The 15,538-nt window shown below is 45.3% G+C and carries 15 protein-coding genes; 6 read left to right on the top strand and 9 right to left on the bottom strand.

The window, feature by feature from the left end; all coding sequences use genetic code 11:
• Positions 1-121: 121 nt before the first annotated feature.
• The 9 genes from CNE01S_RS25660 to CNE01S_RS22835 all read right to left on the bottom strand — a co-directional run bounded on the left by CNE01S_RS25660 (position 122) and on the right by CNE01S_RS22835 (position 7,543).
• Positions 122-1,939, bottom strand: a complete 1,818-nt coding sequence (locus tag CNE01S_RS25660; protein WP_217495788.1) for a hypothetical protein — start codon at positions 1,937-1,939, stop codon at positions 122-124.
• Between the two features lie 316 nt (positions 1,940-2,255).
• A complete protein-coding gene (locus CNE01S_RS22870) occupies positions 2,256-2,753 on the bottom strand; it encodes a carboxypeptidase-like regulatory domain-containing protein (protein ID WP_061278868.1) in 498 nt (165 codons plus the stop codon).
• A 61-nt stretch (positions 2,754-2,814) separates the two neighbouring features.
• A complete protein-coding gene (locus CNE01S_RS22865; protein ID WP_061278866.1) occupies positions 2,815-3,456 on the bottom strand; it encodes a hypothetical protein in 642 nt (213 codons plus the stop codon).
• A complete protein-coding gene (locus tag CNE01S_RS22860; protein WP_061278864.1) occupies positions 3,453-4,154 on the bottom strand; it encodes a hypothetical protein in 702 nt (233 codons plus the stop codon). Before CNE01S_RS22860 ends, CNE01S_RS22865 begins: the two co-directional genes overlap by 4 nt.
• Before the next feature lie 70 nt (positions 4,155-4,224).
• Complete coding sequence (locus CNE01S_RS22855) at positions 4,225-5,157, bottom strand: tyrosine-type recombinase/integrase (protein WP_061278862.1); 933 nt, start codon at positions 5,155-5,157, stop codon at positions 4,225-4,227.
• Positions 5,158-5,203: 46 nt separating this feature from the next.
• Positions 5,204-5,656 carry a RadC family protein gene (radC, locus tag CNE01S_RS22850; protein ID WP_061278860.1) on the bottom strand — a complete coding sequence of 151 codons (453 nt, stop codon included), beginning with the start codon at positions 5,654-5,656 and terminating at the stop codon, positions 5,204-5,206.
• A 2-nt stretch (positions 5,657-5,658) separates the two neighbouring features.
• Entirely contained in the window at positions 5,659-6,120 is a 462-nt protein-coding gene (locus CNE01S_RS22845; protein ID WP_061278875.1) for a hypothetical protein, read from the bottom strand.
• Between the two features lie 122 nt (positions 6,121-6,242).
• Positions 6,243-6,662: a DUF2787 family protein gene (locus tag CNE01S_RS22840; RefSeq protein ID WP_072279213.1), complete on the bottom strand. Its 420-nt coding sequence runs from the start codon at positions 6,660-6,662 to the stop codon at positions 6,243-6,245.
• Positions 6,663-7,078: 416 nt separating this feature from the next.
• Positions 7,079-7,543 carry a hypothetical protein gene (locus CNE01S_RS22835; RefSeq protein WP_061278858.1) on the bottom strand — a complete coding sequence of 155 codons (465 nt, stop codon included), beginning with the start codon at positions 7,541-7,543 and terminating at the stop codon, positions 7,079-7,081.
• A gap of 141 nt (positions 7,544-7,684) precedes the next feature.
• Between CNE01S_RS22835 and CNE01S_RS24865 the strand changes: the two genes are divergently transcribed.
• The 6 genes from CNE01S_RS24865 to CNE01S_RS22810 all read left to right on the top strand — a co-directional run bounded on the left by CNE01S_RS24865 (position 7,685) and on the right by CNE01S_RS22810 (position 15,436).
• Entirely contained in the window at positions 7,685-7,954 is a 270-nt protein-coding gene (locus CNE01S_RS24865) for a helix-turn-helix domain-containing protein (RefSeq protein ID WP_072279212.1), read from the top strand.
• An 11-nt stretch (positions 7,955-7,965) separates the two neighbouring features.
• Complete coding sequence (locus CNE01S_RS22830) at positions 7,966-8,493, top strand: hypothetical protein (RefSeq protein WP_061278856.1); 528 nt, start codon at positions 7,966-7,968, stop codon at positions 8,491-8,493.
• A gap of 14 nt (positions 8,494-8,507) precedes the next feature.
• On the top strand, positions 8,508-8,867 hold the full coding sequence (locus CNE01S_RS22825) for a hypothetical protein (protein WP_061278870.1): 360 nt from the start codon (positions 8,508-8,510) through the stop codon (positions 8,865-8,867).
• A 34-nt stretch (positions 8,868-8,901) separates the two neighbouring features.
• Entirely contained in the window at positions 8,902-9,237 is a 336-nt protein-coding gene (locus CNE01S_RS22820) for a hypothetical protein (RefSeq protein ID WP_061278854.1), read from the top strand.
• Positions 9,238-10,020: 783 nt separating this feature from the next.
• Positions 10,021-12,645 carry an AAA family ATPase gene (locus tag CNE01S_RS22815; protein WP_061278852.1) on the top strand — a complete coding sequence of 875 codons (2,625 nt, stop codon included), beginning with the start codon at positions 10,021-10,023 and terminating at the stop codon, positions 12,643-12,645.
• Between the two features lie 541 nt (positions 12,646-13,186).
• Complete coding sequence (locus CNE01S_RS22810) at positions 13,187-15,436, top strand: MBL fold metallo-hydrolase (RefSeq protein ID WP_061278850.1); 2,250 nt, start codon at positions 13,187-13,189, stop codon at positions 15,434-15,436.
• Positions 15,437-15,538: the final 102 nt, after the last annotated feature.

Raw genomic sequence — 15,538 nt, 5'->3', positions numbered from 1 at the left:
AAAGTAGCCTCCAAAACAGCTTGTTTGGTCAGGAGGCAGAAGGTAATTTGAAATAATAAGCAAGGAGGAATGTAGCGAATGGGGCCATGATGGACGAACGAGTCAATATCTCAGCCCCATTTTAGTCCTGGCATATCACACATCCGAAGGCACCGACTTCTGTACACGCAGCGAAAAAAGACGACAGCAACCAATAAAGTTGGACGAAATACGGACTGGCAGTATGGCCCGCTTGAATGTCCCTAAATGTCTGCTCTACTGCGGCCTTACTTAGTGACGAAGTCACAATAGCGACTCGTTTGAAGGTGTGGGGAGCATTCCTGCAGAACTCTACAGCGTTTCTGGAATCAGCATGTGTACCCCGGCATGTGCGAGGAATACTTGTCCTCACCCTGTTGTTGGTATAAAACCGCCCCCACCTAATGAACTTTTTGTTCATGGCTGGAACTGGCAATGCGAGATTGCCCAGATTCTTGATAGCTTGGCTGACAGAAACGTGAAACGCACTAGCGCCGAGAGTCAGCTCACCGTGCTTTGCGTGATAGAAAGTGACTCTTGGAGAAGCTGGGTCCGTCCGAAAACCAATAAAATCAGCCCATTCATCACCGAGATCATCGCAGACGATAACATCATCCTCGGGAGCTATCGTTGAAAGTACTGCGCCGAATGTAGAGTCACGATCAAATGTGCGATGTGCAGCAGAAAAGGTACCTTTCTCATCAGTCACTGCTGCAAGCTCTGCATTACCGAAGAGATAACCCAAGAACTGAGTACCGCCGTTGATCAAGGAATCGTCCAAATAAAGGCTGCCATCAAGATAAGCAAATCGTGGCTGATCAAACAGTACAATGAACGTGTCTTGTTTATCTATGAACTGCTTAAGTAAAGCTCGATCATTGTCTGCACCAAGTGCAAACTGGGTATTCTCGACATATACATCGGTTAGCAAAGGCAGCGTAAGGCGTTTTAAAGCGATTCTTGTTTTGTTTATCGCGATCTCACCTACCTCAAGCCCTGTTACAGATTGTGTCAGCAGCAGCTTGCCATGAGCGTTTTTTATAACCGTCAATATATCAGTCAGATCTGAGAGTATTGGATCAACCTCTGCTTTCAAAAGCTCTCGATACCCGCCGCCATCGTGTTTAACCAAGCGAATGATTTTGTCATCAAAAATGGCTTGTCCCAGGATAGCGGTATCAACGGCAAATTGAACAGGGTTAGCAGTTAGATCTGACAAGTCCAATGATCGTGCGAAGGCTGCCAGAAACGGGGAAGAAGACGGTCGTCCGGGACGAGGATGCAGCCGGTCAATAATGCCGCAGGCATAATCAACCAATTCCTCATAGCCCGCTCGATCCGCACGGATAGAGATCCTCCCAGTTCGCGGCGTAGTTGAGAAGTTTTCATCGGCCTCAATGAAGCTATAACCCAAAGGGGCAAATCGAGCCGAGGATGCCATACCCACATTATTTTGGAGATTCTCACCCTCAAGTGTCTTGCTGCGCAGAGCAAAACGGGACAACGTCATATGCCTCAGCCTAACCCTGGCAAATACCGAATCTTTGCTAGTCAGTCCCCGATCGACATCCTGAGCCCCGATGCGCTGTAAAAATCGCTTGGAGAAATAAGCTGGAATTTCTAACTGGGATTTGAAAATGGCGACATAATCGCGGTGCTCTACTATCAGCAAATACCCTGTCACTCGGTCGATCACATCCTCAGAACCAGGCAGGAATGGCGGCGTCCTATCAAATTGGAAGCATAATGCAGACCAAAAAGCCACTCCATGGGACTGCCGAGTTAAAGAGAAAATATTGTTAGAGGGTGATGATTGTGCTTTTCTGATCGCCCGGAATAAAGTATCGATCGCGACTGCTGTGAGCGGGGCTTTTTGACGGAAGAAATAGCAAGATTTGCTGGCTTGAAGTTCGTAGATCATATCCGTGTCCCCACGAAAATGGAAAAAACGTGAAATCCCTCAAATTTAAATGTTAGCTTAGTACCATAATGATTGTCTAGCTGAAAGCTACTGATGGAGCATCGCTGTTTGAAGGTCATGACAGAATGTCGTGAGCATTCCCTTTGTCATGTAAAACAATATAACCAACTCAGTCCTTGTCAAAATATTAATAAGACAACCTTATGAATCCTATTACATTGAGTGAGGGAGAAAAGGGGCAAGACGCCCCCGTCCAACTACTATTTAATCCTAGGCGGTTCCATGCATCAATCGCCACCTTTAATTGTCTACAATATTATGGCTGAACCTGGACTGTTTCATCATTCTTTACATCAACCGTCTTACTTAACATAACGAATTGCGGCATAGAACCGGCCATCCAACTAAACATTCCAAAAATAGAGTATTTGCCCGGAGGAAGGTTATCAAATTCAAACTTACCCTGGGCATCAGTCCGTGTTTTTCGATCATACGCTAACATACGTTTATCAAAAGGCTCAAGAGTTTGAGTATTGTAATCATAGGATGGCGTATTCTTCAGGTAAGATGTATAAGGTCTAATGATTATTTCGGTCCCTGCTCCAATTTTAACGTCCCCCCCACGAGTCACACCAAATAGCTCTCCTTTTACTACTCCAGTACCTTTCTTAGGGAGAGCAAGATACTCATCAACTGGGAATGAAGGCCTTTTGACTGTCTGTTTAGGTCGTTCCACTTGAGCCTGGTAAGACTGTGGAGATACACACCCTGAAAGAACTGTGCTAAAAAAAAGTAACGCTACTATTTTGTTCATAATTTTCCTTTTGAAGAATTCATAAATCATCTAACGTTATAATAAAAACTCAATAACTCACCTAATAACCATATGGTATCATCCAGGTAACATTTTTATCGCCATCATTCATATAACTATCAGGATAGTTAATTATATCGGTGCGAAAACACAAATGGAGATATCCATTGCTATCTCTACAGTTTGTAAACTGAACTTTCCCCCCTTTGGCTTCCAATACTTTAATGTTAGCCTGCATTTTCTCAATTGTCTGATTAAGTTGACTTATCTTCATCTCACGATTACTTATATCTTCACGAGAAGGTAATGTTTTTAGCATAACAAACCATATAGAGGCAGCAATTAACAATGATATAGAGAGTGAAACCAGTGCAAATTTTACATTTAGTCTCTTTGCAACTCGCTCATAGTGTTCTGCTGCTTTCAATGCAGCTTGATCGGCATAAAAAAATTTCTCTTGTAATTTTTTTGCAGCTATTTCCGCTGTATCTTTTGCAATAACATCTAATGTTGACTGAGCATGATTAACGAGCTCATTAATGTTACCATTATTTTTTACGCTAGCACTCTCGACACGCTCACTAATATTATTGAGTTTTGCAATAAGACTTCTCACATAAACTTCATTTTTAAATGATGCATCTAATATTTTCTGGGCACCATCAAGTAGTTCTTGGATTCCATTTTCGACATTATTATTCATAACGTTGGCCCGTCAAAGTCTTTTGACTTAGTTCGTCCACGCTCTAAGTCTTTTTGTAGGTTGTATTCTTTTTCGATTTTATTTTCGTAAAATGACACCCACTCCTTGTGAGTGAGTCGAAGCTCCAAAAGGTCTGTCAGTTGAACATAATGCATCTTGCCATTACCATCAATAGTAAACAACACTCCTCCGGTGCCAACTTTGCCTCCACCTTGAGTTCTTATCACCCACTTAAGATATTTTTTAATTTCCTCAGGAGTAGCTTTATCATTTTTAAAAACAATATCCTCAGCTGTTTTTTGTAAAAACAGTTCCATCCTGAATGTAGTTCGTTCTTCCCTAAATGCATCTAAATAAGGTTCAAAAACTACTTCAAACCCTGTAGCTGATGGCGTGGATTCAACATACCAGTGCACAATACGTGATACCTCCGTCAAACGGGGATTATCTGACAAACTTGCTGATAGCGAGGTATACCTTGCACGCTCCTTAGTTGAGCGGTTATGGCTTGCTTTAAACTCAATTAACCGTACAGTACCAGGAAATGAAAGTAGCAAGTCACCTAACAAGGTATCACATGGGGTTTGCTGTAGTAAGTTAACAACCCCTGGAATATGCCCATCATTGCTATGTTTGCTAACTGCAAAACCAAGGCCATACAGAAAATTCCCTATTACTACATTTTCATATAGTTTCATCTACCATTCCATGCAGACAAGTAAGAATTTCACAATATAGAATGACCGAATATATGCAAGCTGTATCGAATTAGAAACATTCAACATGACGGCTGGCGCTGATTTTCACGCTCTCTCCACGGAAGTCATACCGGGTAGTAGTAGACACGTCGCTATGCCCTGCCAGCTGGCGTACCGTATTGATATCCACGCCCTGCTCTAATAAGCGCGTAATGAAGGTCCTGCGCATGTCGTGCGGGGTAAAACGCGCTATGCCTGAGTCCTGTTGTAACTGCGCCAGGATGCCCGTTAAGCCGGTTGTTGTCAGAGCATGGCTGACACCCTTGCCGTTGCGCTGAATGCGGTTAAACAACGCATCCCCGGCCTCTTTCGCGCCACTGGCTTTAATCCATGCGCGGATGGCTTTATCTACCGCTGCCGCAACGTGTATCTCACGGTATTTACGCCCCTTCCCCTGCCTGACTGTAAGGATACCGTTGTCATAGTCCCGGCGTTCAAGGCTGACCAGTTCCCCGGCCCGCAGACCCGCGCCGCAGAGTGTCATAACAATGGCGGCATCACGGCAGCAGCGGATACGTTGCGGATGCCGTTTAGCAGCCTGAATAAGTGCACGAACCTCCTCCCGGCTGAGTGCCCTCCCCTTACGCTGATTATCGCCATTGACACGCTTAACTGCCCGGATACGGGCAAGTGTGTCCGCCTCCAGGCAATTGAGGTTAAAGGCTATCTGCGCGACGCCCCGGAGTGCTGACAGTGCCATGTTGACCGACGATACGGCGTAACCGTCATCCAGCAACGCCGCACGAACTTTAGCGACGGCGGCGAAGCTAAGTTGCTCCCAGGGGTAGCTGGCTGCATCCGCACCGCGTTTGAGTATGCTGGCGCTGCGGTTTAACAGGCTGGTGATCCCCCGCCGTCCCGACGGGGCAAGACCGCTGATATAGGCATCCAGCACGGTGGTTTCCACCACCGGCGCGACCTGGCGCAGCGCAGCCCTGCTCATGCGTCGAACCTGCTATAACATGTATTAAACCAGGTAACTGTCTGCATCACATCAGCCCTCGCTCAGCCAGAGACACCGTCTCAGTCCCGGCTACAATAAAGTGATCCAGCAACCGCACATCAAGCATTTTCAGTAGCTTCTGCAGCTTCTTCGTCATATCGATATCGCAGTCACTGGGTTCTGGCTCGCCGCTGGGGTGGTTGTGGACCAGGATGACGGCAGCAGCGTTATGCTTGAGTACCCGCTTGATGATCTCCCTGGGGTGGACGTTAACAATGTTTATCGAGCCTCTGAACAGGGTCTCGCGGTACAGAAAATGGTGCTGGTTATCGAGCAGGACGATGCCAAATTCCTCATGGGCCAGCGGGGCCATTTCATACATCACGCACCGTCGTACATCATCTGGGGAGCAGAGTTGAATGCCACGTTCGTAGTACCGGCTGATGATGTCGCGGGCACGGTCCAGGATGCGGGTTTCACGCAGGGTAAATGTCGTCATGTTCAGAACTCCCGTTCGATGAAGTAAATGGCTTCGGGAAAGAGCTGGCGGCGGGTCGCACCAGCGCGTAAGGAGAAGGTTTTGCGGGGCATGGTGGTACGCCCGTTGCTGTCGAAGAACCAGAGCGTTTCTTCGTCCATTTTGGTGATAAGGGACCAGTGAAACTGGTCGCTGAGCATAATCAGGCGGGAGTGGTCTGTTACTGCCAGGAACCCCCTCATTTCACTAAAAACGCGTCCTTCAACAAGACCGCGACTTTCATCGAAAGGCTTACTGATTCTGACCGGGAATTGGCGGTGGTAGTGACCTTTCTGCAGTACCTGCTTTATCAGCCAGTCGAGCCGGTTTTCATCTATCCCTTCAGCTAACCATTCATGTAATGGCCACCGTTGCTGGTAGGCCTGGAAAAGCCGGTTCATGAGTGGTCTGCGCTTCACCCTGCCGTCGTAGAGCCAGCTCAGCATGTTGACCAGACAGTACGCGCCGCAAAGACTATCAAGCTCCCCTTGTACTGACGCGTGTATCCCTCTGTTTGCAGTCACAGATAATTTCTCCGTTGTAATAATGGATAATCAGTGCGGTGGGATTAGTTTTCCCAGATAACCGTGGGGGTGTAGATGTTCAGGAAGTGATAGTGGACAAAGTTACGCTGCCAAATCGTGAAGACGTCGCGCCCTTCCTCTGGTGGTAGATCACCGGCATAGGACAGGAAGACATAGCGCTGACTCCAGCTAATATCGATCTCTTTTTCTAGCTCCGGGTCTATGCCCATATATTTGAAGTCAGTAATATAATCGAAATACCACTCATCATTGCGTGAAATAAGCCTTATTTCGACAGGATGAAACCCACCATTTTCAAAGCTATAGTTGATATCCTTGAATAATAAGGTGATGGCATAGTTATTGGGTTTGAGAGGTGGTTTCTTGCAGATTTCAGAAAAAATAATATTAATCAGTTCCTGACTTACGGGCATAGATAGCCCTTCCTGGCGGATAATATTCATTATGTTTATTCCGGTAGATATACGTTTGTATTGATGACTCAAACAACTAATTATCCATAACCCGTACTGACTCTTTAGACGATAAACGTCCTCCCGTCAGAAGGGATATAAAGTAAAATGCAAAGTTGGAAATCAGTTTATGTATCAGCTACTGAATAATATGACACTATCCAGTAATGACATTTTACCAGGAATATACTTACAAAGCAAATAATTTCACTAAGGAACTAATTTTCCAATATAAATATGCTAACCCAAATATTTATTTCTAAAGAAGAATGGCATAATGATTTACCTCCATGGCAGGTGGGCAGGGTTCCGGGGTGGTTCCTCCTGCCTGCCGTGGCTGGAAATAAAAGTAACCAGTTAAAGTTATTTATTATCGGGCGGCTATCCCGGCACAGTAAATAAGCTCATTACTGGTCTTTGAATTGCTCAAGCAAGCGCGCACGTTCCTCTGGGGGAAGTTTCATTATTTGTTCAGCCAGGAGGGATACATCCTGGTGCTGGCTGGCCAAATCTTTTGTCACCTGCTTCAAAGCCTGCTCCATCAGCAATGCACGTGATGCTGGCGACATGTTACGGAAAAGCTGGACCCACAGACTCAGCTGTTTATCAGCGCCTGCAACGCTGAATTCGTCATCTTTGGCCCTGCTTCGTTCGTTTTCAAGCGACATCACAGCAGCACTGATATGGTAAACCACACCTTTGCCTACACTTCGCTTACGCCGAATTTCCGGGTGGATCTCTGCCAGCTTTTCAAGGCGCATTCTTGCTCCCCTGGCGGTGCCCGGCATCCCTTCAATCCGCGTAAATTCGTCAGCAGTCAGCCAGTCTCTGGGTTCATCAGCAACCGTGGAAGGTAAGGTTTTTTTGTCCATATTAGCCTTTACATTACTCATCTAAATTCTTATAGATTTCAATGCATTAATTTAAAAACCACAAAAAGATAATAAAAATACTTGAAAGGTATCTTTTGTTTGCATTTAATATCTATGTACTGATTCCATGGAGTTAATACAGTGTGTAACTCAACAGCATCGCAGAAAAACCGGGGCAACGAAAGTTCCGGGAACTGGCATCGCGCCCATATTGTGGCTGCGCTGCACAAACGCGGGCTTACTCTTGCGGCCCTTTCACGCAGCCATGGACTCGCTCCCCGCACACTGAACAATGCTCTGGAGCGCCATTACCCTCGTGCGGAACGTATTATTGCAGATGCTCTGGAAACGACGCCGGAGAACTTATGGCCCGAAAGATATGCCCTTAAGTCAGCGCGGCAAAGTAAGTAAGGAAGACAACAATGGCGACGACCATTACAGAAATAACGGAATGCTTTGAGTATTTTTTTAGTTCCCTTTACCGGCGCGAATTTGTCAAAACATTGCGTCTGAATGAATGTAGCGAGCGTGAACTACTGCCATTAGTACGTTGCTATTTACTGGGTTGGTTTGCGGATAACGTCTCGCCAGAAGTAAAAAGCAAACTACCAGGAACGGTATCCGGGCATGGTTTCATTGATTTTGTCATTGACGATGTGGCCGTTGAGTTTGCCGTCCGTAAGCCATCAGCCGCTCGTTCCAATGTCTCCGCAACCGTCAATAGCACGGAAGTGAAGAAACTGATGAAGCACGATGGCAAAGCCCTGCTTGTCCTGTTTGACTTCTCAGATACTCCCTACTCAGAAGAACAAATTGAATCCTTTCGCAACTGGCCATCCCTCGGTCGTGGGAATCACCGCAAATCAGCATTCAACGTAGTTTATTTCTTTGTGGAAAAACGCAGGCCGCTGGCACTGGGGAAAATCACCAAAAACATTCGTATCAACTAACAGGGAATTCAATGATGAAGAGAATAGTTGCTGCATTAGTACTGACAGCCTTAGTCCTCCCGGCACTAGCTGCTCAGTACTCTAAACCTGGTGCAGTTTTAACTCTAAAGCCAGGGAAAGGTAATGCGGATTTCAGCATCAACGCATCAGCCAAAGATGGATCAGGGACCTGCAACATGGAAGGTGCAGCACAACAAATAGCTGCTGGTGAGAATCAGAAACGCCGTTGGGTCTGGAGCGACAGTTCCAGCCAGTGTGTTGCCGTGCTCAGTGAGATGAATAATGGGAAAACCAGCATTATGACTCGTGGTTGCGAAGGATACTGCGGGGCTTCTGCGGCGGGCTTAATGGATGGCCAATACAACAAAAAGTAACAAGACAACCACGTTGAATTGAAGGGAACAATGAATGAAAATAAACATACTTCTGGTGCTGATTGCAGCGGGTTTAATGGTTGGTTGCGGTGATAAGACACCCAAATGCAACAGTGATGATGCCAAGAATCTGGTCGTTGATATAGCGCGGAAAACGATAGAGAAAGGGATGACACTAGATAAGGATGTCCGAATTTCTGTAGAAAACATCAGGACAGTAAGTCATGAGTCAGGTCTTGATGTTTATCAGTGTGCTGCTGATCTAACCTTCGCCAAACCAAACATGAAAGACTCATTGCCAATAACGTATCGGATACAGAAAACGGATGATGGTAAAGGGCAGTTTTATATTAATGTAGCAGGCCTATAATCATCTTAGTTAAGACCAGCAATCCTTTTGGGTGAAGAAATTAATGTTTTAACCCAAAAGGACATCTAATAATATTAAATTAAAATCGTGATTTTTTAATTTCTTGTTCGTTAAACACCAACAAACCGAGCTACGAAAAGACATTCCAATTAATACTCCTTTCATTATCAAATCTAATCAAAAAGACACATACAGAGTCACTACTGTATCCAATGTTTTGATAAAATCAGAAATATGTCTGATGTAGCGTAAAGGGTACAGTTATGTTCGTAATGCCAAGGGCCTATCCCATTTGGGATAATTGTTCCGGTCAATTTGGACACGGGCACAGTGGAAAAACCGGAGAATACATACAGCACGTGAGGAATTTGAGCACTGACTGATTCAAAATGACAATTAAAATATTCCTAATGGGATAGGCTCTAAGTGAGCAAAAAACCAGCAGGCAACGCAACTAACGCCAAGAGCAAAAAATCATTCCCACAGAAGTCGTTGAGTCTAAGTGTTCAAAATTCGCCCCAAAGCTCTACGTACAATTTCAGTTGCCCAGATGAAAGTACGTCGGGAACACATCATTTCCCCGCCCATCCAAGTATCCATTCCCACAATTTGTCCAGATAACAATGGCCGCTCGTAAGAAACAAAGTCGCATACCAAAAACATGTCCACTGTCACAACTCACGAATTGTAGACGAAACGCTGGCAGAGTATTGTAGTTATTCTTCCCTAGAGTTATGAATTTTTGTTGATGCATATCCAAAAATGATAGTTACAGGTGGAACCATGACAATATTGCAAGAAATCTTGACTTGGACGCAGGGACTTCCTGCATGGCAAAGCGATGCAGTGTCTCGCTTATTGGTTAATCAGACGCTTACACCGCTGGATCATGAGGATTTATATGCGTTACTTAAACTGAATTTTGGAATTCCAGACCCAAAAAATCGTCAAGCTAAGCCGCTAACCGCCGATAAAATTCCAGTACAGGTTAAGAAAGACACGAATATCAAATTATTCGCCATCAAAAATCTTCACAATGTTAATGCTATTGCGGAAAACCAACAATTGGTGATTGGCCCAACAGGCATAACTATTATTTATGGTGATAATGGATCAGGCAAATCGGGATATTCTCGAGTTCTGAAACAAGCTTGCCGTGCTCGCGATCAGTCAGAACCAGTTCATCCCAATGCTAATTTACCAGCAGTCAAAGCGGGCAATGCTCAGGCTTCATTCAGCATCGCTATTGATGGCACTGATAAGGAGGTCACCTGGCATCAAGGAAAAGAAGCACCACCTGAACTTTCTTCTTTCGCTATATTCGATACGCGTTGTGCTCGCGCCTATTTAGATAATGAAGATGACTTTTCCTATGTACCATACGGTTTAGGAGTATTCGAGGCACTTGCAAAGGTATGCCAACAACTGAAAACCTCTATTGAAGCGGAACAAAAGCAATCGGCAGTCGATCTTTCCGCATTTGCTCATTTACATGGTGAAACTACTGTTGGCAAGTTGATTTCAGCGCTTTCTGCAAAATCTAGCATTGTACAAATTGAAGCCCTCTCAACACTTAAGCCGGAAGATCTTACATTACGAGATACTCTAGAGAAAAGCCTCAAAGAGAATAACCCAAAAGAAAAAGCTGGTTTATTACGCTTACGCTCACGCCGCGTTACAGCACTTGCTACTAACGTTGTCGAGAAAGGACTTGTTGTTGGACCTGAAGCTATTGCAAAGCTTAAAGCTCTTGCTGATAAATTTCGTACAGCGCAGGCAGCTGCTGCTCTCGCAGCAAAAAATTTTAAGGAGAGGGAAAACCTTTTACCAGGAACAGGCGGAGAAGCGTGGCGAGAACTATTTGATGCAGCTCGGAAATTTGCTTTAGAAGCCCATCCAGATAAATTGTTCCCTAATCTTAGTCAGGATGATACATGCCCGTTGTGCCAGCAGCCATTGGCTGAGGGCGCAGAAAGATTGCTGCGATTCGAGTCATTTATTCAAGCGGAGGCCGAAAAAACGGTTCAGACATGCCGCAAAGCACTCGCTGACGAATACCGCCCATTTAATGCCGCAGTTACAACGCTGAACTTTGATGAAGTAACACAGGCGGAAATAGCCGAGATTGACCCATCATTAGTAGTTGATATTAGGGCTTTCGAAGCTGCATTAGCGGTTCGGCATGAAGCTATCAAAACAGCTATTGTTTCTCATAACTGGACTGGGCTAGATCCTGCGTTAGACAACCCGGCAGATAAGTTAAAAGGTCTTGCTGGCAAATTGAATGCCGAAGCTGAAGCCTTGGAAAAAGCTTCGAATGAAGAAGCTCGCACTGCCTTGCAAAAACAACTTGGGGAATTGGATGCGAGACTTAAACTCAGCCAAGTCAAGGAAGCCGTGCTTTGTGCTGTGACGAAGCTTGGACACCTAGAAAAGCTCAAAAGCTGTCTGAGCGCGGTCAGAACAAATGCTATATCCACGAAAGCATCCGAACTCGCGGAAAAGGTCGTATCCAAAGAACTAGCCGACGCATTGAACCGGGAATTTAGGACATTGGGAGTTGGAGGTTTGAGTGTTTCTCTGCAAAGCCGTACAGATCGAGGAAAAGCACTACACAAACTTAAACTTCATTTGCCACAGAGCCGAGCTCCAGGAGAAATATTGAGCGAAGGTGAACAACGAGCCATTGCGCTCGGATCGTTTTTGGCTGAGGTAGGGTTAAGCGGCAGCAAAGGGGGAGTAGTCTTCGACGATCCTGTATCATCCCTAGACCATCGCCGACGCGAACGCGTGGCCAAGCGTCTCGCAGATGAAGCGTTACAGCGACAAGTCATCATTTTCACCCATGACATCTACTTCCTCTGTTTACTGACCGAGGAGGCCAAGCAAGCCGGTGCGACAGTATTTACACAAAGCCTTACTCGCCGCGCAGAAGGTTTCGGTATTGCAGATCCTGAGTTACCGTTCGAGGGAAAAAATACAAGTAAACGCATTGGCGCGTTAAAAGCACAGCAACAGTTGATCGCAAAAATATACAAAGAAGGAAATGAGCAGGAGCACCAACGACAGACAGTAGACGCATACTTCCGCTTACGCATGGCATGGGAACGCGCAGTAGAAGAAGTTCTACTGCGCGAGGTTATTCTTCGCTTCCGAAAGGGTGTAGAAACACAAAGGCTTATTGGCGTTATTGTGGACGATAATGACTATGCACAAGTCCATGCTGGGATGAGTAAATGCTCCAACTACGCCCATGATAAAGCTATGGCGGGCGGCGTTGCAGCTCCCGACCCAGAGGAACTTCTTGCTGACATTATCGCACTAGAGAATTGGCGTGCCCAAATTCATAAACGCTCAGAAGAGACAGCTAAGAAACGTAAAATAGGACCAGCTGTAACGGCGGTATAAAGGCATACGCCCACTAACCGAGTAGTAAATGGGGTTGTCCAATCTTTCCTCATTTGCTTTCTCTAACAGCCATTCAGATCTCTGAGTACTGCATTCGATAGAGGTCTTTTTGAAACGAGGGCAGGGAATGATCCGATAGCATCATTCCCTGGTTATTTTCAACAACCGATATAAAACCTGTACTAAATTTCAAAGGATTCACCTAGCTTAGATACCCAAAAAATGGTTCTGAGCAGTCATAACAAACGTAAATGCTGTAGTCAGAACATTTGACATATTGCTATGAATGAAGTTTATAGTGCTGAATATCTTGGATTATTGCCAATGGCACCAACCCTTTTTGATACTTATTACTGTGATGCACAAGTGGGTTTTATTCTAGTAAATAGCTTCTCTGAAGCACCTTACCTGCTTATTCCTGTACTAATATCCGTACTCAAAACTTAGTATCGAAGAATCAATCTAAAACGAATAATGCGGCATAATATAAATATTATTCTCAATTCACTAGCCAACAGAGGCACTAGCAAGGATAAATGTCATGTCTAAGAATACGAGAATCTTAAAAAAAAACGAACCTCATACTTTAGCTGATGCAGATCGAGTTGATGTCCTTACCTTTGGAGTTGGTCATGGTGATTGCCAACTTATTGAATTCTGGCAGCAAGGCAACATCACCTTTCGTCTACTTTACGACGGAGGCTTAACGTTATCGCCCACGCTCGTTGAACATTTACATACAAAACGCGATGGCAATAAATCCGATTTGGATATTGTGGTACTCAGTCACGTTGATGCAGACCATCGTAAAGGAATAAATGAGCTTCTCGAGAATGAGAATATTACCATTGGTGAACTCTGGTTACCTTGCCTACCTGCCTTTCGCCGTTTAAGCTGGCTTTTTGCCCCGCGCGTACAAGAGGCCGTTGCCTCAGCTGAAGAGATAGAAGCACGTGCAATCAAGCGAAATATACCTGTTATCTATCCGCTTGAAGGACATGTACATCGCACTGGTCATGAATCAGCGTTGCAGATCTCGGTGATTTCGCCTGCCCGTAAATTGATGAAAAAGCTCTACAGCGCCTCGCTAGCTGAGTTGCAGCCATTACTAACTCATACCACCTTACCGCTGGAGTGGCTGATACGCTCATCGCAGTTCGCCGATGAGGATAATATTCTTCCACCAGAAGTGGAGATGTTTGACAATAATACAGTACTTACACCGGGCCAATTCATCTCAGAGCCCCCGCAAATAGTCCGCGATGCCGTCGACGATAATGCCCTCCAGACACTGGATCGCTATAAAGATTCGCTCGGCACATCATCAGAACCCGAATTTTTTGGCCAGCACCAAGTGAATAACACCTCATTGGTATTGGTGATTGATGCAGTGTTGGAACAACGCCATCGGCGGCGCATCGTCCTAACCGGAGATCAGGAAAACTGGGTATGGATTGCCTCAGAGCATCCTATGGGTTTAGGAGCGGACGTTATGAAAGCACCACATCATGGCAGCCGAGTTGTTCTCTCCGATGCTAGTGATGGGATAAGCGACGTTGAACAGTTTTGGCTCTGGACGCGGCCACGGATTGTCACCGTGAGCGCCAACGGCAAACATTCACATCCCCATTGCCAGTTTCGCGAATCCATACGGATGATTGGCGCGGTGTTAGTCTGCCCCAACATACGTAGCAAGGAGTGGATTTTTTCAGACGCGCCGCCAGTAAAGACCTCCTGTTCCGCTCATTTTGGTTGTCAAACCAAACCGCAACGTGCGGTGCAGTGTATAAGCCTAGCCGCCCATAGTGAGTCGTTAGACGCACCTGCTTGCCTTAGTGGAAATGGCCATCGCAACCCAGCCCCGATCGTCGTAATGCAGCAAAAACTCATTGAACCCGATGAATCATTTATTCGCTGGACGCAAAGTGAAGTCCGCAAGCATGCACGGTGGCTCAATGAGCAACTTATTAAGCAAAGAGGTTATGATTTAGCCATCATTCCCGAAATTAATCGTACAAGCCAAGCTATTGCGAAATTAACCATTGAGGAGGCGCTTTGCCGTTTTGGTGGTGAGAACCGCCTGGCGCTGAAATACGATCCCGCGCCCGTCGTGCGCTATGCACAATCACACGGGTTGTTGTGGGCGGAAAAAGATTACCATATTGATATAAAAACAAAAATTGTCGCACCACTAACAGCCAATGAGTACCAGAAAGCGCTGGCAAGAATAACCAAGTTTGACCATCTACTCTTTGTGGCTAAAAAAGCTCCAGATGAACATACAGAAATGCTGCATGCTCGCTATTCGTTTTTACAGCATGTTGATACGCAAGCATTAACGAGACTGTCGGCGCGTTGGTCTGGTATTCCAGATGACGATTTTGACAAACATCTAAAATCGTGTCTCTTTCATGATTTGATTCGCCACTACCAATTCAGGGCCGTGATATGTAGATATGGTAGCTACAAGCAACCACAAGTACTTCTGCATCTTTATAAAAAAGATAATAAAACACTACCTGACTTTCTACCGGAAAAATGGGTTGAAAACTGTCTAAGTTATGACATGGCATCGATGCTGTTGGATAGTGTGAAGATGGCCCAGCTCATTGAAGGCGAATCATCTTCCGTCTTCCCTCCACTGAGTTATACAGCAGAGAATTTCTTTGTATTCGGGCAGGACATAAATGATTTTTATCAAAAAAAGTGGACAGAAGATGAGTCAGGTCAATCTATCACTAGTATTGAGTTTATTGCCGAAGACCCGCGCCTTCACTGGTTCGAGCTTTGAGAGTATCGGTAAAGTTTGACCGATAACAAAAAACCACGCAGCTGCGTGGTTTTTTACTACATACTGAAGTGTTTATGTAAGTATCCCGGCAAAACGGTTCAT

Source organism: Cedecea neteri NBRC 105707 = ATCC 33855 (assembly GCF_001571265.1).
GTDB classification, from domain to species: Bacteria; Pseudomonadota; Gammaproteobacteria; order Enterobacterales; family Enterobacteriaceae; genus Cedecea; species Cedecea neteri.
Note: the sequence above shows the minus strand (reverse complement) of the source record. Positions and strands in the feature narration are given on the sequence as shown.